Below are 21,921 nucleotides of genomic sequence, written 5' to 3' on the forward strand. Positions count from 1 at the left end.
CAAATGTGGGAGCGGGCTTGCTCGCGAAGAGGGCAGCCGTCACACCGCAAAATCAGGGCCGATACGCCCGCATGAACAACCCCACCACTTCCTGCACATGACTCTCTGAAGCCTCTTCGCTCAGCGGCTCACCGCAGCAATACAGCAAACGAAAATTCCCCGCACCCTTGAGCAGGCAGAAGAAATGCTCGGCCGCATTACGCGGCAGGTCGATGCTCAGCGCACCGGTTTCGTCGATGCGTTTCAGCAGCCGCTCCATGCCTTGCACCATGCGCTCGGGGCCGGCCTCGAAGAAAATCTGTGACAGCTTCGGATCCTGCGTGCCCAGCGCCATCATCAAGCGATGCAGATTCACCGACTCGTCGCTGTTGATCAGTTGATGAAAGCCTCGGGCAATGTTCAGCAACACATTTTCCACGGGAATGCCGGCGGGCAATTCGAAGAACAGCGGCGGTAACTGCTCCTCGCATTTGGCCATCACCGCGGAGGAGAACAGCGTCTCCTTGTCGTTGAAGTGGCTGTAAACCGTCAGTTTCGACACGCCAGCCTCGGCGGCGACCGCGTCCATGCTGGTGTTGGCGTAGCCGTGACTCAGAAACAGGATTTTCGCCGCGTCGAGGATCGCCCGGCGCTTGGCCGGATCCTTCGGACGGCCCGGGCCGTTTGGAGCTGCAAGATTGTTCGACATTCTTCGCTTTTAATACTGGACTGGTGAGTTTGCTATTAATACCATACCGGCCAGTATAAATATTCCAAGCACCATTAGCGAAAGGTCCGTCACCATGTTCCGCCATGCGTTGTCGTTTGCCGTGCCAGTCAGCCTGGCTGTTTTATTGTCCGCATGCGGTCAGGAAGAGGCGACGCAAGTCAGCATTCGACCGGCCATGGTGGTGCAGCCAGAGCCTTCAGCGCAGGCGATGGAAAGTTATCCGGGCGAGGTGCGCGCCCGTTACGAACCGGATCTGGCGTTCCGCATTGGCGGCAAAGTCAGCCGACGACTGGTCGAGGAAGGCCAGCGCGTGAAGGCCGATCAGCCACTGGCCGAGCTCGATCCGCAGGACGTGCGCCTGCAACTCGAAGCCACCCGCGCACAGGTCGCCGCCGCCGAAGCCAATCTGAATCTGGTACGCGCCGAGCGTGACCGCTACAAGACCCTGATGGAACGGCAGATGGTCAGTCGTTCGGCCTACGACAACGCGGAAAACCTCTACCGCTCCGGCGAAGCGCGCCTCAAGCAGATCAAGGCCGAATTCAACGTCTCGACCAACCAGGCCAGTTACGCCGTGTTGCGCGCGCCTCAGGATGGCGTGGTGGCCAGGCGTTCGGTGGAAGTCGGGCAGGTAGTCGCCGCCGGGCAAACCGTGTTCACCCTCGCTACCGATGGCGAGCGCGAAGTGTCGATCAGCCTGCCGGAGCAGAGCTTCGGGCGGTTCAAGGTCGGCCAGCCAGTGACCGTTGAACTGTGGACGCAGCAGAACCAGCGCTTCGCCGGGCAGATTCGTGAACTGTCGCCGGCAGCCGACCCGAAATCCCGCACCTTCGCCGCGCGCATCTCGTTCACCAGCGGCAAAGTCCCGGCTGAGCTCGGGCAGAGCGCCCGGGTGTTCGTGCAATCGGCGGATGCTGTGCCGCTGTCGGTGCCGCTTTCGGCCCTGACTGCCGAGAACGGCGCGACCTACGTCTGGGTTGTCAACGCCAACAACACCCTGAAAAAGACTCCAGTGCGCATCGGCCCGTTCGGCGAGAAAAGCGTGCCGGTGCTCGAAGGCCTCAACGCCAGCGACTGGGTGGTGGCCGCTGGTGTTCACGTATTGCTCGAAGGTCAGCAGGTGCGGCCTGTGGATCGCTCCAACCGAGTGGTCAATCTGGCGGACAAGGAGTAAGTCCCGATGCGCTTCAACCTTTCCGAATGGGCGCTGCGTAATCGCCAGATCGTACTGTTCCTGATGCTTTTGCTGGCCATCGTCGGCGCCTTGTCCTACACCAAACTCGGCCAGAGCGAAGACCCGCCGTTCACTTTCAAGGCCATGGTCATTCAGACCCGCTGGCCGGGGGCGACCGCGCAGGAAGTCTCGCGCCAGGTCACCGAACGCATCGAAAAGAAACTGATGGAAACCGGCGAGTACGAACGCATCGTGTCGTTCTCCCGCCCGGGCGAGTCGCAGGTCACCTTCATTGCCCGCGACTCGATGCATTCCAAGGAAATTCCTGACCTCTGGTACCAGGTGCGCAAGAAGGTCAGCGACATTCGTCAGACCTTGCCGCCGGATATTCAGGGGCCATTCTTCAACGATGAATTCGGCACCACGTTCGGCAACATCTATGCGCTGACCGGTGACGGTTTCGACTACGCGGTGCTCAAGGATTACGCCGACCGCATCCAGATCCAGCTGCAACGGGTCAAGGATGTCGGCAAGGTCGATCTGCTCGGTTTGCAGGACGAGAAGATTTGGGTCGAGCTGTCCAACGTCAAACTCGCCACCCTTGGTTTGCCGCTGGCGGCGGTGCAACAAGCGCTGCAAGAGCAGAACGCGGTGTCCACCGCCGGCTTCTTCGAAACCGGCAGCGAGCGTGTGCAACTGCGGGTTTCGGGGAATTTTCAGACGGTCGAGGAGATCAAGAATTTCCCGATCCGCGTCGGTGATCGGACGTTCCGCATCTCCGATGTCGCCGATGTGCATCGCGGTTTCAACGACCCTCCGGCGCCCCGCATGCGTTTCATGGGCGAAGACGCCATTGGCCTCGCCGTAGCGATGAAGGACGGTGGCGATATTCTGGTGCTGGGCAAGGCGCTGGAAGGCGAGTTCTCGCGTCTGCAGAAAAACCTCCCGGCCGGCATGCAACTGCGTAAGGTGTCTGACCAGCCCGCCGCGGTGAAAACCGGTGTCGGCGAGTTCGTCCAGGTGCTGGTCGAGGCGCTGGCAATCGTGTTGCTGGTGAGCTTCTTCTCCCTCGGCGTGCGCACCGGCATGGTGGTCGCGCTGACCATTCCGCTGGTGCTGGCGATGACCTTCGCTTGCATGTATTACCTCGGCATCGGTCTGCACAAGATCTCGCTCGGCGCGCTGGTGCTGGCGCTGGGCTTGCTGGTGGACGACGCGATCATCGCCGTGGAAATGATGGCGATCAAAATGGAACAGGGCTTCGACCGGATCAAGGCCGCGAGTTATGCCTGGACCAGCACCGCGTTCCCGATGCTCACCGGCACGCTGATCACCGCCGCCGGCTTCCTGCCGATTGCCACTGCGCAGTCCGGCACCGGCGAATACACCCGTTCGATCTTCCAGGTGGTGACCATCGCGTTGCTCGCCTCATGGGTGGCGGCGGTGATGTTCGTGCCGTATCTGGGGGAAAAACTCCTGCCGGATCTGGCAAAGATTCATGCCGCCAAACACGGCACGACCGACGGCCAGGCCGACCCGTATGGCACGCCGTTCTATCAACGGGTGCGACGTCTGGTGGAGTGGTGCGTGGCGCACCGCAAGACCGTCATCGTGCTGACGGTGGGGCTGTTCATCGCGTCGGTGATGCTGTTCCGTTTCGTCCCGCAGCAGTTCTTCCCGGCCTCCAATCGACTGGAGTTGATGGTCGACCTGAAACTGGCCGAAGGTGCGTCGCTGGCCAACACCACGGCCGAGGTCAAACGCCTGGAAGCGATGCTCAAGGATCACGCCGGTATCGACAATTATGTGGCGTATGTCGGCACCGGCTCGCCGCGTTTCTACCTGCCGCTGGATCAACAACTGCCGGCAGCGAGCTTCGCCCAGTTTGTGGTATTGGCGAAAAACATCGAGGAGCGCGAGACACTGCGCACTTGGTTGATCGACACGTTAAACGAGCAATTCCCGGCCATGCGCTCGCGGGTCACGCGTCTGGAAAACGGCCCGCCGGTTGGCTATCCGGTGCAGTTCCGCGTCACCGGTGAACACATCGAGGAAGTCCGTGCGCTGGCGCGCAAAGTGGCGGCCAAGGTGCGCGAGAATCCGCACGTGGTCAACGTGCACCTGGACTGGGAAGAACCGAGCAAAGTGGTGTACCTGAACATCGATCAGGACCGCGCCCGGGCGCTCGGTGTGAGCACGGCCAATCTGGCGAAATTCCTCCAGAGTTCGCTGACCGGCTCGAGTGTCAGCCAGTACCGCGAGGACAACGAGTTGATCGAGATTCTGCTGCGCGGCACGGTGCATGAGCGCACCGAGTTGTCGTTGCTGCCGAGTCTGGCGGTGCCGACCGATAACGGTCGCAGTGTGGCGCTGTCGCAGATTGCCACGCTGGAATACGGGTTTGAGGAAGGGGTCATCTGGCACCGTAATCGTCTGCCAACCGTGACGGTGCGGGCGGACATTTATGGCAAGGAGCAGCCGGCGACGCTGGTGAAGCAGATCGAGCCGACGCTGGATCCGATTCGTGCCGAATTGCCTGACGGGTATCTGCTGGATGTTGGCGGCACGGTGGAGGATTCGGAGCGTGGGCAGAAGTCGGTGAATGCCGGGGTGCCGATGTTCATCGTGGTGGTGCTGACGTTGCTGATGGTGCAATTGCGCAGTTTCTCCCGCACGGCGATGGTGTTTCTGACGGCGCCGCTGGGGTTGATCGGGGTGGTGTTGTTTCTGATGGTGTTCCGCCAACCGTTCGGGTTTGTGGCGATGCTGGGGACGATCGCGCTGTCGGGGATGATCATGCGTAACTCGGTGATTCTGGTGGATCAGATCGAGCAGGATATTGCCTCTGGTCTCAGGCCTTGGCAGGCGATTATCGAGGCGACGGTGCGGCGGTTTCGGCCGATTGTGTTGACGGCTTTGGCGGCGGTGCTGGCGATGATTCCTTTGTCGCGCAGTGTGTTTTTCGGGCCGATGGCGGTGGCGATCATGGGGGGGTTGATTGTGGCTACGGCTTTGACGCTTTTGTTTTTGCCTGCTTTGTATGCGGCCTGGTTCCGAGTGCGTCGGGAGGGGTGAGGGTTTTGGACTTGGCGGCCTTTGGGCCGACCAGGTTCCTGGGGTTTTGGGTGAATATCCGTTGCTTGGGGGGGGGCACTGGCGGTTTCGCCCTTACGGCGACTCCCTTTGGCAAACGCCCCAAAGGAAGCAAAGGTCTTGGCCCCGGCGTACGGCCCTCGCCGTGGCTCGGGTTCCTTCGCTGCGGGATTCATCCGGGGGCATCGCCTCCGGTTTGCTTCGCTGCACCTCCTCTCGATGTGTTTGGCTGCGCCAAACGTCGCTGCGCTCCCACCCCCGGATAAACCCCTCTACTCAGCCTGCCGAAGGGGCCGGCACGGCAAGATCAAAAGCTTTCGGCGAGCTGACACTCGGCCAGTGTAGGAGCTGCCGGAGGCTGCGATCTTTTGATCTTGATCTTGATCTTGTGAGAGCTGGCTTGCCACCGATAGCGGCCTGACAGCCGACCAATCTCCAACTGCTTGCACCCAATCCCACTGTGGGAGCTGGCTTGCCAGCGATGGCGGCCTTCGAGCCGACCACTCTCCAACAGACCACCCCCAATCCCCTGTAGGAGCTGCCGAAGGCTGCGATCTTTTGATCTTGATCTTGTGGGAGCTGGCCTGCCAGCGAAGGCGGCCTTCGAGCCGACCACTCTCCAACAGACCACCCCCAATCCCCTGTAGGAGCTGCCGAAGGCTGCGATCTTTTGATCTTGATCTTGTGGGAGCTGGCCTGCCAGCGAAGGCGGCCTTCGAGCCGACCACTCTCCAACAGACCACCCCCAATCTCCTGTAGGAGCTGCCGAAGGCTGCGATCTTTTGATCCTGATCTTGTGGGAGCTGGCCTGCCAGCGAAGGCGGCCTTCGAGCCGACCACTCTCCAACAGACCACCCCCAATCTCCTGTAGGAGCTGCCGAAGGCTGCGATCTTTTGATCCTGATCTTGTGGGAGCTGGCCTGCCAGCGAAGGCGGCCTTCGAGCCGACCACTCTCCAACAGACCACCCCCAATCCCCTGTAGGAGCTGCCGAAGGCTGCGATCTTTTGATCTTGATCTTGTGGGAGCTGGCCTGCCAGCGAAGGCGGCCTTCGGGCCGACCACTCTCCAACAGACCACCCCCAATCTCCTGTAGGAGCTGCCGAAGGCTGCGATCTTTTGATCCTGGCTTTTCAAAAATCAAAAGCAAGATCAAAAGATCGCAGCCTTCGGCAGCTCCTACATTGAGTCAGGTTGTGTTTAAGGATGTGTGAAAAATCCAGAACCTTCCCACAATGTTTTCAGGTTGCCTGTCGGAAGCGCGATCTCTAGCCTGAGTTTGTCGCTGCCAATTCAGCGACCGGTCTGCAAGCCCGCCGATAGTTTGTTAGGTGCTGATAAGCGCCCCTATAATCGTGGCGCTTTTCAGTGGCCATCGTTTTATGGTGGCTGTGTGCGGGATACCTTCGGGTATGCCGAGGGCCTAACAACTCGGTCTTGCAGACCCGTGCACAGCTGCCACCCATCATCTGCAAGTGATGGTGGTAGCTCCACTTGAATAGTTAGGAGTTCCACCATGTTCAAACACACCCCGAATCCCCCAGAATCCGCACCCGAAACCACCCCCGAACGGCCAACCGACCCCGTTTCCCCCTACGCCTTCCTCGATTCGCGCAAGCTCCACGACGCAGCCCTGCGTGCGCTCGATCACTACCTGCTGCCCGAGGCTGAAAAACAGCCCAAGCCTGCCACTCAGCCCAGCACAATCTTCACCGTCCTCCCCGAAGTCGATTCCGAAACCCTGCTGGCCCATGCCTGTGAAACGCTGGCCTCGGCCAATGTCATGGCCAGTGAGTTGGCGTTTACCCTGAGCGGCTCGACGTGCAGTCAGCTTCTCGGCATCCAGCAGATGATTTCGCTCGCTGAGCTGTCGGTAAACCGCGTCCTCGATCAGGTCGATCCGCAAGGCTGACACGCAACAAAAAGCCCGCTGACCTTCACCGGTTCAGCGGGCTTTTGCATGCAGCGGAAAAATTACAAGGTGCCGAACACCTTCTTCGCCAGACCGGTCGCTGCAGCAGCCGGATTCTTGCGGATGGTTTCTTCCTGTTTGCCGATCATTTCGAACAGGCCGTTCAGTGCTTGTTCGGTGACGTAGTTTTCGACGTTGGCGCTTTTCGCATCCACCACGCCCAGGGTCGCGGCCTGGCCGGCGAAGGCGTTGTACTTTTGTGCTACGCCGACTTTGTCGGTGGCTTGTTTGACGATGGGCAGGAACTTGGCGCGGATCTGTTCGCGGCTGGTCTTGTCCAGGTATTGGGTGGCCGAGTCGGTGCCGCCGCTGAGGATGCCTTTGGCGTCGGCCACGGTCATTTTTTTCACGGCGTCGACGAGGATCGGTTGGGCCTGGGTCACGGCGCTTTCTGCGGCCTTGTTCATGGCGGTTTCGAGTTCGTCGACCTGGGCACCCATGCCGAAGGCTTTCATCTTGCCGGCGACTTTGCCGAGTTTGCCCGGCAGTTCGATTTTCACCTCCGGATTGTTGCTGAAACCGCCCGGGGTGCCGAGTTGTTTGACGGCGATTTGCGCGCCTTGGGTCAGGGCGTCCTTGAGGCCGCCGGTGGCGTCTTGTTGCGAGAGGTCGCTGAGCGACAGTGCCAGAGCGCTGGCAGAGATCATCAGACCCGCGCACAGGCCGGCGAAGCGAAGGGTAGGGCGGAACATGGCAGCTTCCTTGAAAGACAATTAGCGAATCGCGTCGACGCGGATTTTCAGCGGCTGCGGATCGTTGCCGTCCAGTTGCACGGCGTGGTTTTCGGTGGTGATGAACATCAGCTCGCCGTTGACTTCAATGCGCGCGCTGACCGAGTAGCGGTGGCCGGGTTTGACCTGGGCCGGATCGTAACTCAAGTGGAACGGCAGCGGCACCTGACCTTTGACCGGGCCTTTCTGTTCGTCGAGAACCACCGCCGGCGCGTCGGCCAGCGACACGTCCTGCAGGCTCACGCTCAGGGTCGCGCTTGGTGGCAGGGCGATGCGTTGCAGGTAGAACACTTCGCCGTCGAGGCCGACTTTGCCGGCGGGGGTGGTCGACTGGCAGGCACTCAACAGGGTGGCTGCGGCGAGAAGGGTGAGTTTTTTCATCGGGACCTCTGAGACTTTTGCGCCGGAAGAATCCCGGCGCCGAAGCAAATCTAGCGGATTCTGGCGCCAGCGTCAGTGAACAAACGTAAGGGTTTTTCCAGCCAATGCATCAGGGCTTGAAATGACCACGCGCGGTGTTCGCGCGATGCAGGGGAGAGTTCGATCGATCCAGGCGAAACCGAAACCGCTTGGTGGTAGCGGTTTTCCACGGCGCCGAGTGCATAACGTTTGCCAGGGACGACGCTGCCGGGATCGTATTTCAGATAAAACGAAGTGGCGGTCTGTTCATCATGGTCGACGCGTGCCAGTTCAACTTGCGGCTGCTCATACTCATGCAGGCTGACGGTCACGGCTTTTTCAGTTGGGACCGTCGCGGGTTCCTGTACTTCGACATAAAGTTGCCCGATCGGGCTCAAGTGCAAAGTCTGGCGATGCGGCGCCTTGTTGACGATGACGTAGTAGTCCAGTTCGATCAGCAACGGTTGGTGGTTGTGGACCATCTGGACTCTGACCTGATACTTCACGCCTACATCGCTGTAAGGGTGAGGGAAGTCAAACTTCCATCCGACGTCATAAAGCGAAGCTTGGCGCCACTCCTTGATCATCACAGGCGCTGAAGCGTTAACGCGTTTGACGCTGACTCGCGTTTCGCTGGGGCCGCCCTGTGGGGCGACAAAGTCCGCTGGCAGACTGAAGTGCAAAGTGACGTTAGGGGTGTTTTGATTTAACAGGCTCATCTCGATATCCGTATCGTGATTGGTTGGTTGAGCCTATTAATTCATGGATCAACTAACGGGGCCATTGAAGTACATCCCCGTTAGTTGTCGGCAAGTTTCAGACTGGTGGTGCGTCCGCTGTTTCCGCGGCATCCTCACTGCGATGCAGGGCCACCTGACGAATCGACAAACGAATCTCCGCCGGCAACACGCGTTTGGCCGCGCCTTCGGCCAGTTCGCCGAGCAGTTCGTGGTAGCTCAACTTGCCCGCTTCGTCGCGACGCAGCACGTCGAGGTCGAGCAGGGTCTGGATGAAGTGGCGGAACAGGCTCTTGTCGAAGAATTCCGGGGCATTCAAACCGTGGAGGATCGACAGGCGCTGGGCCATGACCGTGCACAGGTCCTCCAGCTCTTCGGCGCTGATGCTGTTCTGGCCGCTGTTGAGCAGCAGGGATACGGTCATGTAGAAGCGCTGCAGGGTCTGCGCGATGCTTTTCGACAGCAGGGTCAGCAGCACAAAGTGCCGCGAACTTGGCGCCGGACGCATATACACGTCCTTCTCGAAACGCAGCAGGCCTTGCTCGACGAAGGCTTCCAGCCATTGATCGACCACGCCGTCCAGTTCTTCCAGCGACCAGCGAATGAACAGCTCCGCCTGCAGGTACGGATACAACGCGCGGGTGTAGCGCAGGATCTGCTCGCGGCTCATGCGCGAGGTGCTCTGGAAGAAGCTCGCCAGCAGCGCCGGCAAGGCGAAGATGTGCAGCACGTTGTTGCGGTAGTAGGTCATCAGGACGGCGTTCTGCTCGTCCAGATAGAGAATCTTGCCCAGCGCATCGTTCTGCTCGGACAGCAGATCCATGTCCTTCACATGCTCGATCAGCGCGCGGCCATCGCCTTCCGGCAGGGTTGTGTGCGGCGAGTACGGGACTTTGCGCAGCAGCGCCAGGTACAGATCCAGCACCCGCGCCATGGCCCGGTCATCCAGTGCCAGGCGGGTGGTCGACAGCAGCGCCAGCGCCACCAGATTGACCGGGTTGATCGCCGCTGCTTCGTTCAAGTGCTGCGCGACTTTCTCGCCAAGGCGGTTGGTGGTCTCGTTGAGCCACGCCGGTTTGTACTGCGGGCCGAGTTCCTGTTGGCGCCAGTCTGGCTGTTCGCTGTCGAGGAATTCCGCGAGTTTGATCGGCTCGCCGAAGTTCACCGCGACCTGACCGAAGCGCTGCTTGAGTGCGCCGATGACTTTGAAGATGTCGAAGATCGACTCTTTCTTCTTGCTCGCGCCACGCAGTTCGCCGAGGTAGGTGCGACCTTCAAGAACGCGCTCGTAGCCGATGTACACCGGCACGAAAACGATCGGCATGCGCGACGAACGCAGGAAGCTGCGCATCGTGATCGCGAGCATCCCGGTTTTCGGTTGCAGCATGCGCCCGGTGCGCGAGCGGCCGCCCTCGACGAAGTATTCGACCGGGAAACCTTTGGTGAACAGGGTGTGCAGGTATTCGTTGAACACCGAGGTGTACAGCGGATTGCCCTTGAACGTGCGGCGCATGAAGAACGCGCCGCCACGGCGCAGCAGGCTGCCGATCACCGGCATGTTGAGGTTGATCCCGGCGGCGATATGCGGCGGGGTCAGGCCGTTGCGAAACAGCAGATACGAGAGCAGCAGGTAGTCGATGTGGCTACGGTGGCACGGCACGTAGATCACTTCGTGACCCTGGGCGACCTTCTGCACGCCTTCGATGTGGTTGACCTTGATCCCGTCGTAGATCTTGTTCCAGAACCAGCTCAGCACCACTTCGAGGAAGCGGATCGCGGTGTAGGTGTAGTCCGAGGCGATCTCGTTGCCGTAGCGCAACGCCTGAGCCTTGGCTTTTTCCAGGGAGATGTTCTCGCGCTCGGCCTCTTCGACGATCGCTTGCTTGACCAGCGGCTGGTTGAGCAGGCCCTTGACCAGATTGCGCCGGTGGGAAATGTCCGGGCCGATCACTGCCGCCTTCAGGTTGCGGAAGTGCACGCGCAGGATCCGCTGGGCCATGCGTACGGTGCGCTCGTGGCCCTTGTTGTGCTCGATCAGTTCGCGCAGGTGAATCGGCGCGGAGAACTGCACGCGGGTCTTGCGCCCCAGAACGATGATGCTCAGCAGCCGGCGCAGGCGTCCGGTGACGGCCCAGCTGTCGGCAAACAGCAACTTCCACGGACTGTTTTCGCTGTCCGGCGACTGGCCCCAGAACACGCTGACCGGAATGATCTGCGCGTCTTCGGCAGCGTTCTGGGTCAGGGCGCTGACCAGACGGGTCAGGGTCGGCGGTGCGCCGCGCTTGTCCTGACGACCGAGCCAGTCAGGGTCCGGCGTCAGATAGAAAAACGCCGCCGGTTCGATCAACGGCCCCACCGACACCGGCAGCACCGGACGCGGCAGACCGGCCTTGGTGCACTCGGTGTCGACCACCGCCAGATCGGTGAGCGAAGGGTTTTGCAGGACGTAGAACACCGGACGACTGCGGTCGAGGTTGAGGGTGAACGACGACTGGTTGATCGTCTCCGAGCGAACCCAGAGGTACAACAGTCGGCGCAAGGTGCCAAACACAAGACGGCGGAACGGGGAACGGGTCATACGGCTTCTGCGTGAGTGAATAAAACCGAGCGTTTGCTCGGGCGGTCGACAGTTTGCCGTATTAGTCGAAAATCGGCAAAAAAGCGGCGAAGTAATCTCCTGTTGAGACTTTTTGCGCCTGTCATATACTCGGCAATCTGTCGCCGGGGCCCTTTATGGACGTCGGGCGCAGGCTGACGTTCCGCAAAGGCTTTCCTGCGAAAAGCCTGTTCAATAATAAAAAAGGAGTATGAACAGATGGCAACACGTGAAACCGGCAATGTGAAGTGGTTCAACGACGCCAAGGGCTACGGCTTCATTCAGCGCGACGACGGGGTGGACGTGTTCGTGCACTACCGCGCGATTCGCGGTGAAGGGCATCGCTCGCTGACTGAAGGTCAGCAGGTTGAGTATGCGGTGGTGACGGGGGAGAAGGGGTTGCAGGCTGAGGATGTTGTAGGCCTGTAAGTCCCTGAAAACCATTGTGGGAGCGAGCCTGCTCGCGAATGCGGTGTATCAGTCAACATTCATCTCAATTGACACTACGCCTTCGCGAGCAGGCTCGCTCCCACATGGGATTTATGTTGCCCGGGATTAAGCAGTCTTCCAGGTGATCTCTTCTTCACCGTCGGCGCTGATGCGAATCCAGCGATCCGCCGTTTCCTCACCTTCTTCCTCGACCCAAGTGCCCGGTGCGCAACGCACTTCGACGTTCAGCGCGGCAAAGGCGGCGCGGGCACAGGCGATGTCGTCGTCCCATGGGGTCGCATCGCTTTCCAGGTACAGGCTGTTCCACTTGCCCACGGCTTTCGGCAGCCAGGTCACCGGCACGTTGCCGGCCTTGCACTTGTAGGTCTGGCCTTTCTGTACCCAGTCACTGCACGGGCCCAGGGCTGCGCCCAGCCAGGCGGAAATCGCCTTGTGGTCGACGTCGGCGTCTTTCAGGTAAATCTCGATATCCGGTTGGCGCATGGATGTCCTCACTGCGGGTCTGAAAAATCCATTCGCGGATTTAGCCGGCCCCGGGCACTTGCCCGAGACCAAAAGTTATTGAAGAACGAAATAATCGTAGCGCATCGACACGGTGGTCACGAACGGCTCGGTCTGTTCGATCACGGCGGCGCGGCGTTCGGCACTGGCGCGCCAGCCGTGGGGTGTCATTGCCAACAGGTTGGCGCGATCCTCGGGCTTGTCCAGCGTCAGTTTGAATTCCAGGGTTTCGCTGTGCGCCAGCGCCATGCCTTCGGGCACTAATGCCAGATGCTTGTCGTCGGTGTATTCGCGCACTTCGTCGTACAGGCGTTCGCGCAGTTCCATCAGGTGGCCGCTGGTCGGGCCGACTTTCATCAGACCGCCGCCGACGCTGAGCAGACGCTTGGCCTCTTCCCAGTCCAGAGGACTGAAAACGCTGGCAAGAAACTGGCAACTGCTCGATGCCAATGGCACGCGGGCCATGCTGGCGATCAACCAGGTGAGCGCCGGGTTGCGCTTGCAGGCGCGTTTCACCGCCTCGCGAGAAATGTCTAGCGCGTAGCCATCGGCGTTCGGCAGGGCATCGGCGATCTGTGCGGTGTAATAACCCTCGCCGCAACCGATATCGACCCAGCGTGCCGGCGCATAACTCGCCGCCAGCTCGGCCAGACGCTTGGCCACCGGCGCGTAATGCCCGGCGTTCAAGAAGTCGCGACGTGCCTCGACCATCGCCTGATTGTCGCCAGGATCGCGGCTGTTCTTGTGCTGCACCGGCAACAGGTTCAGGTAACCCTGACGCGCGCGGTCGAAGCGGTGGCCGGCGGGGCAGACCACGCCGTTGTCGACGCTGTTCAGCGGTTCACTGCAGATCGGGCACGCGAGCATCAGGCGAGCAACTTGATCAGGGTCTGGTAGTAGATCTCGGTCAACACATCGAGATCGGCCGCCAGCACACGCTCGTTGACCTGGTGGATGGTCGCGTTGACCGGGCCCAGCTCAACCACTTGGGTGCCCATGGTCGCGATGAAACGACCGTCGGATGTACCGCCGCTGGTCGACGCCTTGGTCTCGCGGCCGGTGATGTCCTTGATGCTCGACGACACCGCGTCGAGCAGCGCGCCCGGTTCGGTGAGGAACGGCAGGCCGGACAGCGCCCAGTCGATGTGCCACTCCAGACCGTGTTTGTCGAGGATGTCGGCCACGCGTTTCTGCAGGCCTTCGACGGTGGATTCGGTGGAGAAGCGGAAGTTGAACACCGCCACCAGATCGCCCGGGATCACGTTGGTCGCGCCGGTGCCGGAGTTGACGTTGGAGATCTGGAAACTGGTCGGCGGGAAGAAATCGTTGCCATGGTCCCAGTGCTCGGCGGCCAGTTCGGCCAGCGCCGGAGCGGCGAGGTGGATCGGGTTCTTCGCCAGATGCGGGTAGGCCACGTGGCCCTGCACGCCGCGCACGGTGAGCTTGGCGCCCAGCGAGCCGCGGCGACCGTTTTTCACCACGTCACCAACCAGCGTGGTGCTCGACGGTTCGCCGACGATGCACCAGTCCAGACGTTCCTTGCGCGCGACCAGACGTTCAACCACCGCTTTGGTGCCGTGGTGCGCCGGGCCCTCTTCGTCGCTGGTGATGAGGAACGCGACCTTGCCCTTGTGATTCGGGTAGTCGGCGACGAAACGCTCGGCGGCCACGGTCATCGACGCCAGGCTGCCTTTCATGTCCGCTGCGCCACGGCCGCAGAGCATGCCGTGTTCATCGATCACCGCGTTGAACGGGTCGATCTGCCAGGCGGTCACCGGACCGGTCGGTACCACGTCGGTGTGGCCGGCGAAGCACAGCACCGGGCCGTCGTTGTTGCCATGGGTCGCCCAGAAGTTATCCACATCCTCGATGCGCATCGGCTCCAGGGTGAAACCGGCATCGCCCAGGCGCTGCATCATCTGCTTCTGGCAATCGGCGTCGACCGGCGTCACGGACGGACGGCGGATCAGGTCGATGGCGAGTTGGAGGGTCGGCGAAAGGTCGGCGTGGGCCGTCATGTAATAACTCCGGGGTGCGCACGGTAAACCTGTAGGAGCTGCCGCAGGCTGCGATCTTTTGATTTTGTTTTTGAAAATCTACAGCAAGATCAAAAGATCGCAGCCTGCGGCAGCTCCTACAGGATGTGTCGGCATTGAAAAAGGCGACCATTCTAATGCAAAACGGCGACCCGAAGGCCGCCGTTTGACGTTCAACAATAACTGATCAAGCGGCGGCCGGTTCAGGCTCCGCCGCAGGTTTCGGCAGCGACGACAAGAACGCCATGATCAGCGCCGCGACGTACGGCAGCGACTGCACCAGCAGCATCGCCACCCAGAAACGCATGTCGTTGCTCGGAATGCCCTGCACCAGGTAGATCCCCAGCGCCGCGCCCCACAACAGCAGCATGATGAACAGCTCTTCCCGCGCTTCGGAAATCGCCACCCAGAAGCCGTGGTTGTCGGCGTTTTTCGGTGTGCGGAAGAACGGAATGCTGCTGGTGAAGAAGCCGTACAGCACCGCTTTGGCGATGGTGTGCGACAACGCCAGGCCGGCCAGTGCCGCGCAGAACGCATCCTTGAGGTTCACGCCGACGGCGCGACGGTAGAGGAAGATGATCTTGCCGACCTTGAACACGAACAGCGCCAATGGCGGGATCGCGAAGATCAGCAGCGGCGGATCGACCCGTTGCGGCACGATGATCATCGCCGCCGACCACAGCAGGGCGCCGACGGTGAAGAAGATGTTCATGCCGTCCGCGACCCATGGCAACCACCCCGCAAGGAAGTGGTAACGCTGGCCACGGGTCAGCTCGGTGTCCTTGCCGCGCAGCAGGCTGCGGGTGTGGCGCTTGATGATCTGAATTGCGCCGTAGGCCCAGCGGAAACGCTGCTTCTTGAAGTCGATAAATGTATCCGGCATCAGACCCTTGCCGTAGCTGTCGTGGTAATACGCCGCCGACAGGCCTTTTTCGAACACGCGCAGACCGAGTTCGGCGTCTTCACAGATGCACCAGTCGGCCCAGCCCAGCTCTTCCAGAACCGAACGGCGGGTCATGGTCATGGTGCCGTGCTGAATGATCGCGTCGCGGTCGTTACGGGTGACCATGCCGATGTGGAAGAAGCCTTTGTATTCGGCGTAGCAGAGTTTCTTGAAAGTGCTTTCGTTCTGGTCGCGATAGTCCTGCGGCGACTGCACCACGGCGATTTTCGGATCGGCGAAGTGCGGCACCATGTGCTTGAGCCAGTTCGGATGCACGCAGTAGTCGGAGTCGATCACCGCGATCACTTCGGCGTCCTTGGCGGTGTGCGGAATCAGATAGTTCAGCGCACCGCCCTTGAACCCGGCCAATGGCGCAACGTGGAAGAACTTGAAACGCGGGCCGAGGGTTGCGCAGTAGTCGCGCACCGGCTCCCACACGGCCGGGTCCTTGGTGTTGTTGTCGATGATCAGGACTTCATAGTCCGGGTAATCGAGGGCGGCCAGGGCGTCGAGGGTCTGTTTGACCATGTCCGGCGGCTCGTTGTAGCAGGGCACGTGAATCGAGACTTTCGGCCGGTAGTCCGAATCACCGATCACCGGCAGGAATTCCCGCCGACGCTTGTGAATCCACACCGCCTCGGCCAGTTCATGCGCTTCGGTCAGCAACACGATGAACACCCCGAGCGCACCGAGCGCCAGCAGGAAACCCACCGTCAGGCTGAACCACGTGCTGTATTGCTGGCTGTAGTCATAACCGATCCACACCAGCACCGAACCGCAAAGGAACGCGATAAAGGTCAGGAAGGTGCGGCCACGCTGGCGCAGGGCCGAGCCGTCGATCATCAGCAGGGTCAGCGACAACAGCGCCAGCACCACCGAACCGATGGCCAGCACGCGCCATTGCGGGATGGCGACGACCGGGCCTTCGAAGTTGAATTTCTGCTGGCGTGCGGCATTGAATACGCCCCAGTAAGCGCCCACCGAACCTTCGTCACTGGCCTTCCACGGCTGGTCGAAGGCTTCGATCACGAAGTAGTTGAAGCCCTGACGGTTGAGTTTGTTGACCAGCGTGCGCAGGTAGATCGCCTGATCCGCCGGCGACGCATCGGCGCCACCGCGCATGCGCCCGTTGCTCGGCCAGCCGACTTCGGACAGCAGCAGCGGTTTTTTCGGGAACAGCTTTTTCAGGTCACGGGCGCGGTCGAAGACGAATTGCCCGGCCTTGTCGACGGGGATGAATTCCCAGTACGGCAGGACGTGCGCAGCGATCAGGTCAACGTGCTTGGCCAGTTCCGGGTGTTCCTCCCAGACGTGCCATTGCTCGGAGGTGGTCACCGGCACTTTCACCGCTGCGCGCACGCGATCCAGCAGCACGCTCAGTTGCTCGGCGGTGATTTCCTTGCGGAAGATTGCCTCGTTACCGACCACCACGCGAACCACGCTGCGCGAGGTGTTGGCCAGTTCGATGGCGCGCTGGATTTCCCTCTCGTTGCGCTCCTGATCGGGGCTGATCCAGATCCCGAGGGTCACGCGCAGACCGAACTCTTCCGCCAGTTTCGGGATGTCCTGCAGCGAACCATCGACCGAGTAGATGCGGATGTTGTCCGTCAGCTTGCTCATGATCTCCAGGTCGCGGCGCATTTCGTCGTCAGTCGGATACTGATCCTTCTGTGGGAATTGGCCCTGCTGGAATGGCGAATAAGAGAAACCGGAGATCTGCTCCGGCCAGTTGGGCGCGGAGACCGGGCGATTGATCAGCGCCCAGAAACCGGTGAACAGGGCGGCGATTGCCAGAACCACCACCAGGTTGAGACCAAATTTACGCGATGACATAGCTATTTCGGGTTCCAAAGGCTGTGGAACGAAGGAACGGGTCGGCTTACGCCAAAGGGGCGCGAATCCTACACCGGCAGTTCACTGCTCGTACACCGGGCAGGAAAATGCCCGACATTGGGCAGTCCAACCTGATTTAAGTTCTTTAGTAACAGCTTGTAAGAGAAAACTTTGTTATTCAGTTATAGCAATTCCCGTGGCGAGGGAGCTTGCTCCCGCCGGGTCGCGAAGCGGCCCTTCAAAAAGCGGCCTGCTTCGCAGTCCAGCGGGAGCAAGCTCCCTCGCCACAAGGTTCGTGCAAACGGCTGCGTTCACCGTTCATAGCATCAAAGATGCTCTTGGCCGCCGACGGCCCTATAATGCGCGCCGGTTTTTGGGGTAATGGTCATGAGTACAGAAGATCCGCGGTTTGCAGGCATCGCCCGTTTGTATGGCATCGAGGGCCTCGAGCGCCTGCGTGCGGCCCATGTGGCGATTGTCGGCGTCGGTGGCGTCGGTTCCTGGGCGGCGGAGGCCATGGCCCGCTGTGGCGTCGGTGAGATTTCGCTGTTCGACCTCGACGACGTCTGCGTCAGCAACGCCAATCGCCAGTTGCACGCGCTGGACAGCACCGTCGGCAAACCCAAGGTCGAAGTGATGGCCGAGCGCCTGCGCGGGATCAACCCGGACTGCACCGTGCATGCGGTGGCGGATTTCGTCACCCGCGACACCATGGCCGAATACATCACGCCGAACATCGACTGCGTGATCGACTGCATCGACGCGGTCAACGCCAAGGCTGCGCTGATCGCCTGGTGCAAGCGCCGCAAGATCCAGATTATTACCACCGGCGGTGCGGGCGGGCAGATCGATCCGACGCTGATTCAGGTCTGCGACCTCAACCGCACGTTCAACGATCCGTTGGCCTCGAAAGTGCGTTCGACGTTGCGTCGCGACTATGGCTTCTCGCGTACCGTGACCCGCCATTACAGCGTGCCGTGTGTGTTCTCCACCGAACAACTGCGCTATCCGAAGCCGGACGGCAGCATCTGTTTGCAGAAGAGTTTTGTCGGCGACGGGGTGAAGCTCGACTGCGCTGGTGGCTTTGGCGCGGTGATGATGGTGACGGCGACGTTCGGCATGGTCGCGGCGACCAAGGCTGTGGACAAGATTGTGGCGGGTGTGCGGCGGCCGGCGGATCGGGTCAAGCCTCAGGCTTGATGCTGGGGCTGAGGGCCTCATCGCTGGCAAGCCAGCTCCCACAACTCCCTTGTAGGAGCTGCCGAAGGCTGCGATCTTTTGATCCTGATTTTAAAAAACAAGATCAAAAGATCGCAGCCTTCGGCAGCTCCTACAGGGTGGTGGCCAACTCATTCATGCGCTGGAGCACGGCATTCAAGCCATTACTGCGCGACGGCGACAACTGCCGCGACAGCCCCAACTGATTGAACCAGTCCGGCAGATCGACCTGCTGCAACTCGGCAGCGCTCAAGCCGTTGACCCGCAACAGCAGCAACGCCACCAACCCACGAATCATCCGCGCATCGCTGGCAGCGCTGAACCGCCAGTGGCCGTCCTGCAATTCCCCCACCAGCCACATCTGACTCTCACAGCCATGCACCCGGTTGGCTTCGCATTTGTCCGCGTCATCCAGCGGCGGCAGACGATCGCCAAACTGCATCAGCAACCGCGCCCGTTGTTCCCAACCGGCGGTATTCTGAAAGGTTTGCAGCGCTTCGGCGGCGGCAAGAGGCAGGCTCATCGCAGCAACTCCAGGGCCTGATCCAGCGCGTCAAAGAAACGTTCCAGATCCTCGGAATCGTTGTACAGCGCCAGCGACACGCGAATCGCCCCGGCCAGTTCGAAGCTTTTCAGCAACGGCATGGCGCAGTGATGCCCGGCGCGCACGGCGATGCCTTGCTCGGTCAGCAGGTGCGCCAGATCGGCGTTGTGCACACCTTCGACGACAAAACTCGCCAGCGCCAGTTGCGGCTTGCCCAGCAGGCGAATGCCGTTACGCGCGGCCAGGCCTTGCAGCAGATAGGCGTGCAGCGCCGCTTCGTGGGCCGACACCGCGTCCTGATCCAGCCCGGCCAGATAGTCGAGGGTCGCGCCGAGGCCGATCACGCTGGCGATCGGCGGCGTGCCCGCCTCGAAACCCAGCGGGGCAGGGCGGAAGCGTGAATCGTGATAATTGGCTTCCAGCACCATTTCGCCGCCGAATTGCCACGGCTGCAGTTGCTCCAGCGCCTTGTGGCGCCCGAACAGCACGCCGAGACCATCGGGGCCGTACAGCTTGTGGCTGGAAAACACATAGAAGTCGCAACCCAGCGCCTGCACGTCGTGGCGACCATGCACCACACCTTGTGCGCCATCGACCACGGTCAGCGCGTTCTGCGCCTTGGCCATCGCCAGCAGCGCTGGCAGCGGTTGCCAGGCACCAAGCACGTTGGACAGCTGACTGACCGCCAGCAAGCGAGTGCGCGGGGTGATCAGACGCACAGCGGCGCCGAGGTCGATCACGCCGTCGGCGTCCAGCGGCAGGATCACCAGTTTCAGCTCGCGACGCTGTACCAGTTGCTGCCACGGCAGCAGGTTGGCGTGATGCTCCAGGGCGCTGATGACAATTTCATCGCCCGGGTGGAAAAGATGTTCCAGGCCATAAGCCAGGAGATTCAGCGCACTGGTGGCGCCGTGGGTGAAGATGATCTGCCCGCTGTCACCGGCATTCAGCCACTGGGCAACCTTGAGCCGACTGTCTTCGAACGCCTGCGTCGCATGGGCGCCGGGCAGGTGCTGCGCACGATGCACATTGGCCGCGCCGTTGGCGTAGTAATGCGTCAATGCATCGAGCAGGGCCCGGGGTTTTTGCGTGGTGGCGGCGTTGTCCAGATAGGTCTGGTCTTGCCGTTGCAGGGCGGCGATGGCCGGAAAGTCGGCGCGCCACGGGGAGGGAATCATCATCTGTTCAGCCCTGTGAACTTGGGCGGGGTGTACACAAGGCACTGTGGGAGCGAGCCTGCTCGCGAAGCTTTTTGCGACCTCAAGGACGCCTTCGCGAGCAGGCTCGCTCCCACAAGTGCCTGCGGCACTTAGTTGTGAGCGTGCAGTGCTTCGTTCAGTTCGATCGCCGATTTGTGGGTCTTGCATTCCACGGCACCGGTTTCCGAGTTGCGACGGAACAGCAGGTCAGTCTGACCGGCCAGCTCACGCGCTTTCACAACCTTGACCAGGTTGTTGTGCTCGTCGAGCAGCGCGACTTTGGTGCCGGCGGTCACGTACAGGCCCGACTCGACGGTGTTACGGTCGCCCAACGGAATACCGATACCTGCGTTGGCGCCGATCAGGCAGCCTTCGCCGACCTTGATCACGATGTTGCCGCCACCCGACAGGGTGCCCATGGTCGAGCAGCCGCCGCCCAGGTCCGAGCCCTTGCCGACGAATACGCCAGCGGAAACGCGGCCTTCGATCATGCCCGGGCCTTCGGTGCCGGCGTTGAAGTTGATGAAACCCTCGTGCATCACGGTGGTGCCTTCGCCCACGTACGCACCCAGACGCAGACGAGCCGCGTCAGCGATACGCACACCGGCCGGTACCACGTAGTCGGTCATTTTCGGGAACTTGTCCACCGAGAATACTTCCAGCAGCTCGCCGCGCAGACGGGCTTCCAGTTGCAGTTCGGCCAGTTCGCTCAGGTCGATTGCACCCTGGCTGGTCCAGGCCACGTTCGGCAGCAGCGGGAAGATCCCGGCCAGGCTTACGCCGTGTGGTTTGACCAGACGATGCGACAGCAGGTGCAGCTTGAGGTACGCCTCTGGCGTCGAGGTCAGCTGTGCGTCTTCGGCCAGCAGGGTGGCGACCAGTGGCTTGTGGCTCTCGGCCAGACGGGTCAGCAGCTTGCCTTGAACGGCGTCGATGCCTTTGACCGCTTCAGCCAGTTGCGCCGCCTGCGCGGTGGTGAAGGTGATGGCCTGGTTGCCTTCGGTGTAACCGAGGATCGGCGCAACAGCGGCGACCAGTTCGGCCGACGGGTTGAGCAGTGGCTGAGCGTAGAACACTTCCAGCCAGGCGCCTTGACGGTTTTGCGTGCCGACACCAAAGGCGATGCTGAACAGAGAGTTGGACATGTGAATACCTCTAGCAATAAGTGACGGGCTGCTTACTTGAGTGCGGCCGCGTAGATGTCTGGCTTGAAGCCAATCAGGGTTCGGTCACCGAGATCGAGCACCGGGCGCTTGATCATCGAGGGTTGAGCGAGCATCAGTTCGATGGCTTTCGACTGGTCGAGATCGGCTTTACGTTCGTCGTCGAGTTTGCGAAAGGTCGTGCCTGCACGGTTCAACACCGTTTGCCAGCCGTGCTCGTCACACCATTGGGTCAGGTGCTCACGGTCGATACCGGCGGTTTTGTAGTCGTGAAAGTCGTAGCTGACAGCGTGTTCATCGAGCCAGGTGCGCGCCTTCTTCATGGTGTCGCAGGCTTTGATGCCGAAAAGGTGCAACGTTTTACTTGAAACGGTCAAGGAATCGCCCCCTTTACAGGTGCTGGAAAAAAATGGTGTCGGATTATGCCATGACCAAAGCGTTTCGTCGGCCACGGTTGTCGTAACGCTGCAAAACCTGTGGGAGCGAGCCTGCTCGCGAAGGGGCCATGACAGGCAATATCTCTGTTGAAGGAGACACCGCATTCGCGAGCAGGCTCGCTCCCACAAGGGCAGTGCGACATAGGTGCAAACGCCAGACGCATCCTAAGCGGCTAATATGGCAGTT

The 21,921-nt window shown here is 61.0% G+C and carries 18 protein-coding genes; 5 read left to right on the plus strand and 13 right to left on the minus strand.

Features of this window, described 5'->3' with window-relative positions:
• Positions 1 to 52: 52 nt before the first annotated feature.
• The gene (locus LOY52_RS05395) at positions 53 to 688 is read right to left on the minus strand and encodes a TetR/AcrR family transcriptional regulator (protein ID WP_123587117.1); all 636 of its coding nucleotides are present in this window, start codon (positions 686 to 688) and stop codon (positions 53 to 55) included.
• A 94-nt stretch (positions 689 to 782) separates the two neighbouring features.
• Between LOY52_RS05395 and LOY52_RS05400 the strand changes: the two genes are divergently transcribed.
• From LOY52_RS05400 to LOY52_RS05410, 3 genes are all read left to right on the plus strand, one after another.
• Complete coding sequence (locus LOY52_RS05400) at positions 783 to 1,883, plus strand: efflux RND transporter periplasmic adaptor subunit (RefSeq protein ID WP_258678603.1); 1,101 nt, start codon at positions 783 to 785, stop codon at positions 1,881 to 1,883.
• 6 nt (positions 1,884 to 1,889) lie between these two features.
• Positions 1,890 to 4,958, plus strand: coding sequence for an efflux RND transporter permease subunit (locus tag LOY52_RS05405; protein WP_258678604.1), 3,069 nt, complete (start codon positions 1,890 to 1,892; stop codon positions 4,956 to 4,958).
• A 1,533-nt stretch (positions 4,959 to 6,491) separates the two neighbouring features.
• The gene (locus LOY52_RS05410; protein ID WP_258678605.1) at positions 6,492 to 6,887 is read left to right on the plus strand and encodes a DUF6124 family protein; all 396 of its coding nucleotides are present in this window, start codon (positions 6,492 to 6,494) and stop codon (positions 6,885 to 6,887) included.
• Positions 6,888 to 6,949: 62 nt separating this feature from the next.
• Here the strand turns inward: LOY52_RS05410 and LOY52_RS05415 are convergent, their stop codons facing one another.
• From LOY52_RS05415 to plsB, 4 genes are all read right to left on the minus strand, one after another.
• Entirely contained in the window at positions 6,950 to 7,639 is a 690-nt protein-coding gene (locus LOY52_RS05415; RefSeq protein WP_123587114.1) for a DUF4197 domain-containing protein, read from the minus strand.
• 21 nt (positions 7,640 to 7,660) lie between these two features.
• The gene (locus LOY52_RS05420) at positions 7,661 to 8,059 is read right to left on the minus strand and encodes a YbaY family lipoprotein (protein ID WP_003222082.1); all 399 of its coding nucleotides are present in this window, start codon (positions 8,057 to 8,059) and stop codon (positions 7,661 to 7,663) included.
• Positions 8,060 to 8,109: 50 nt separating this feature from the next.
• Entirely contained in the window at positions 8,110 to 8,796 is a 687-nt protein-coding gene (locus LOY52_RS05425; protein WP_258678606.1) for a hypothetical protein, read from the minus strand.
• Between the two features lie 97 nt (positions 8,797 to 8,893).
• Positions 8,894 to 11,392 (minus strand): glycerol-3-phosphate 1-O-acyltransferase PlsB, encoded by a 2,499-nt coding sequence (gene plsB / locus LOY52_RS05430; RefSeq protein WP_258678607.1) that lies wholly within the window; start codon positions 11,390 to 11,392, stop codon positions 8,894 to 8,896.
• A gap of 237 nt (positions 11,393 to 11,629) precedes the next feature.
• Here plsB and LOY52_RS05435 point away from each other — a divergent pair, with 237 nt between their 5' ends.
• The gene (locus LOY52_RS05435) at positions 11,630 to 11,839 is read left to right on the plus strand and encodes a cold-shock protein (protein WP_003222087.1); all 210 of its coding nucleotides are present in this window, start codon (positions 11,630 to 11,632) and stop codon (positions 11,837 to 11,839) included.
• Positions 11,840 to 11,965: 126 nt separating this feature from the next.
• Here the strand turns inward: LOY52_RS05435 and LOY52_RS05440 are convergent, their stop codons facing one another.
• The 4 genes from LOY52_RS05440 to LOY52_RS05455 all read right to left on the minus strand — a co-directional run bounded on the left by LOY52_RS05440 (position 11,966) and on the right by LOY52_RS05455 (position 17,173).
• Entirely contained in the window at positions 11,966 to 12,343 is a 378-nt protein-coding gene (locus tag LOY52_RS05440) for a hypothetical protein (protein ID WP_258678608.1), read from the minus strand.
• 75 nt (positions 12,344 to 12,418) lie between these two features.
• Entirely contained in the window at positions 12,419 to 13,228 is an 810-nt protein-coding gene (locus LOY52_RS05445) for a putative RNA methyltransferase (protein WP_258678609.1), read from the minus strand.
• Positions 13,228 to 14,379 (minus strand): succinyl-diaminopimelate desuccinylase, encoded by a 1,152-nt coding sequence (gene dapE, locus LOY52_RS05450; protein WP_258678610.1) that lies wholly within the window; start codon positions 14,377 to 14,379, stop codon positions 13,228 to 13,230. Before dapE ends, LOY52_RS05445 begins: the two co-directional genes overlap by 1 nt.
• Positions 14,380 to 14,584: 205 nt before the next feature.
• On the minus strand, positions 14,585 to 17,173 hold the full coding sequence (locus tag LOY52_RS05455) for a glycosyltransferase (RefSeq protein WP_258678611.1): 2,589 nt from the start codon (positions 17,171 to 17,173) through the stop codon (positions 14,585 to 14,587).
• A gap of 381 nt (positions 17,174 to 17,554) precedes the next feature.
• Here LOY52_RS05455 and tcdA point away from each other — a divergent pair, with 381 nt between their 5' ends.
• Positions 17,555 to 18,373 carry a tRNA cyclic N6-threonylcarbamoyladenosine(37) synthase TcdA gene (tcdA, locus tag LOY52_RS05460; protein ID WP_039762445.1) on the plus strand — a complete coding sequence of 273 codons (819 nt, stop codon included), beginning with the start codon at positions 17,555 to 17,557 and terminating at the stop codon, positions 18,371 to 18,373.
• Positions 18,374 to 18,503: 130 nt separating this feature from the next.
• Here tcdA and LOY52_RS05465 read toward each other — a convergent pair whose 3' ends face one another.
• From LOY52_RS05465 to LOY52_RS05480, 4 genes are all read right to left on the minus strand, one after another.
• Positions 18,504 to 18,914 carry a SufE family protein gene (locus LOY52_RS05465; RefSeq protein ID WP_258678612.1) on the minus strand — a complete coding sequence of 137 codons (411 nt, stop codon included), beginning with the start codon at positions 18,912 to 18,914 and terminating at the stop codon, positions 18,504 to 18,506.
• Positions 18,911 to 20,116 carry an aminotransferase class V-fold PLP-dependent enzyme gene (locus LOY52_RS05470; RefSeq protein WP_258678613.1) on the minus strand — a complete coding sequence of 402 codons (1,206 nt, stop codon included), beginning with the start codon at positions 20,114 to 20,116 and terminating at the stop codon, positions 18,911 to 18,913. The genes LOY52_RS05465 and LOY52_RS05470 overlap by 4 nt, the downstream gene beginning before the upstream one ends.
• 128 nt (positions 20,117 to 20,244) lie before the next feature.
• On the minus strand, positions 20,245 to 21,279 hold the full coding sequence (dapD, locus tag LOY52_RS05475; RefSeq protein WP_007954762.1) for a 2,3,4,5-tetrahydropyridine-2,6-dicarboxylate N-succinyltransferase: 1,035 nt from the start codon (positions 21,277 to 21,279) through the stop codon (positions 20,245 to 20,247).
• 32 nt (positions 21,280 to 21,311) lie between these two features.
• Complete coding sequence (locus LOY52_RS05480; RefSeq protein WP_042607053.1) at positions 21,312 to 21,620, minus strand: arsenate reductase; 309 nt, start codon at positions 21,618 to 21,620, stop codon at positions 21,312 to 21,314.
• Positions 21,621 to 21,921: the final 301 nt, after the last annotated feature.

It is taken from the genome of Pseudomonas sp. B21-051, from assembly GCF_024748795.1.
Classification (GTDB): Bacteria; Pseudomonadota; Gammaproteobacteria; order Pseudomonadales; family Pseudomonadaceae; genus Aquipseudomonas; species Aquipseudomonas putida_A.

What these genes read in the sequence shown, in the direction of transcription:
- dapD (WP_007954762.1), bottom strand. Translation starts at nt 21,279, where the DNA reads ATGTCCAACTCTCTGTTCAGCATCGCCTTTGGTGTCGGCACGCAAAAC.
- LOY52_RS05425 (WP_258678606.1), bottom strand. Translation starts at nt 8,796, where the DNA reads ATGAGCCTGTTAAATCAAAACACCCCTAACGTCACTTTGCACTTCAGT.
- LOY52_RS05480 (WP_042607053.1), bottom strand. Translation starts at nt 21,620, where the DNA reads ATGAAGAAGGCGCGCACCTGGCTCGATGAACACGCTGTCAGCTACGAC.
- LOY52_RS05470 (WP_258678613.1), bottom strand. Translation starts at nt 20,116, where the DNA reads ATGATGATTCCCTCCCCGTGGCGCGCCGACTTTCCGGCCATCGCCGCC.
- LOY52_RS05445 (WP_258678609.1), bottom strand. Translation starts at nt 13,228, where the DNA reads ATGCTCGCGTGCCCGATCTGCAGTGAACCGCTGAACAGCGTCGACAAC.
- LOY52_RS05455 (WP_258678611.1), bottom strand. Translation starts at nt 17,173, where the DNA reads ATGTCATCGCGTAAATTTGGTCTCAACCTGGTGGTGGTTCTGGCAATC.
- LOY52_RS05465 (WP_258678612.1), bottom strand. Translation starts at nt 18,914, where the DNA reads ATGAGCCTGCCTCTTGCCGCCGCCGAAGCGCTGCAAACCTTTCAGAAT.
- LOY52_RS05415 (WP_123587114.1), bottom strand. Translation starts at nt 7,639, where the DNA reads ATGTTCCGCCCTACCCTTCGCTTCGCCGGCCTGTGCGCGGGTCTGATG.
- LOY52_RS05440 (WP_258678608.1), bottom strand. Translation starts at nt 12,343, where the DNA reads ATGCGCCAACCGGATATCGAGATTTACCTGAAAGACGCCGACGTCGAC.
- LOY52_RS05420 (WP_003222082.1), bottom strand. Translation starts at nt 8,059, where the DNA reads ATGAAAAAACTCACCCTTCTCGCCGCAGCCACCCTGTTGAGTGCCTGC.
- LOY52_RS05435 (WP_003222087.1), top strand. Translation starts at nt 11,630, where the DNA reads ATGGCAACACGTGAAACCGGCAATGTGAAGTGGTTCAACGACGCCAAG.
- plsB (WP_258678607.1), bottom strand. Translation starts at nt 11,392, where the DNA reads ATGACCCGTTCCCCGTTCCGCCGTCTTGTGTTTGGCACCTTGCGCCGA.
- LOY52_RS05410 (WP_258678605.1), top strand. Translation starts at nt 6,492, where the DNA reads ATGTTCAAACACACCCCGAATCCCCCAGAATCCGCACCCGAAACCACC.
- dapE (WP_258678610.1), bottom strand. Translation starts at nt 14,379, where the DNA reads ATGACGGCCCACGCCGACCTTTCGCCGACCCTCCAACTCGCCATCGAC.
- tcdA (WP_039762445.1), top strand. Translation starts at nt 17,555, where the DNA reads ATGGTCATGAGTACAGAAGATCCGCGGTTTGCAGGCATCGCCCGTTTG.
- LOY52_RS05400 (WP_258678603.1), top strand. Translation starts at nt 783, where the DNA reads ATGTTCCGCCATGCGTTGTCGTTTGCCGTGCCAGTCAGCCTGGCTGTT.
- LOY52_RS05405 (WP_258678604.1), top strand. Translation starts at nt 1,890, where the DNA reads ATGCGCTTCAACCTTTCCGAATGGGCGCTGCGTAATCGCCAGATCGTA.
- LOY52_RS05395 (WP_123587117.1), bottom strand. Translation starts at nt 688, where the DNA reads ATGTCGAACAATCTTGCAGCTCCAAACGGCCCGGGCCGTCCGAAGGAT.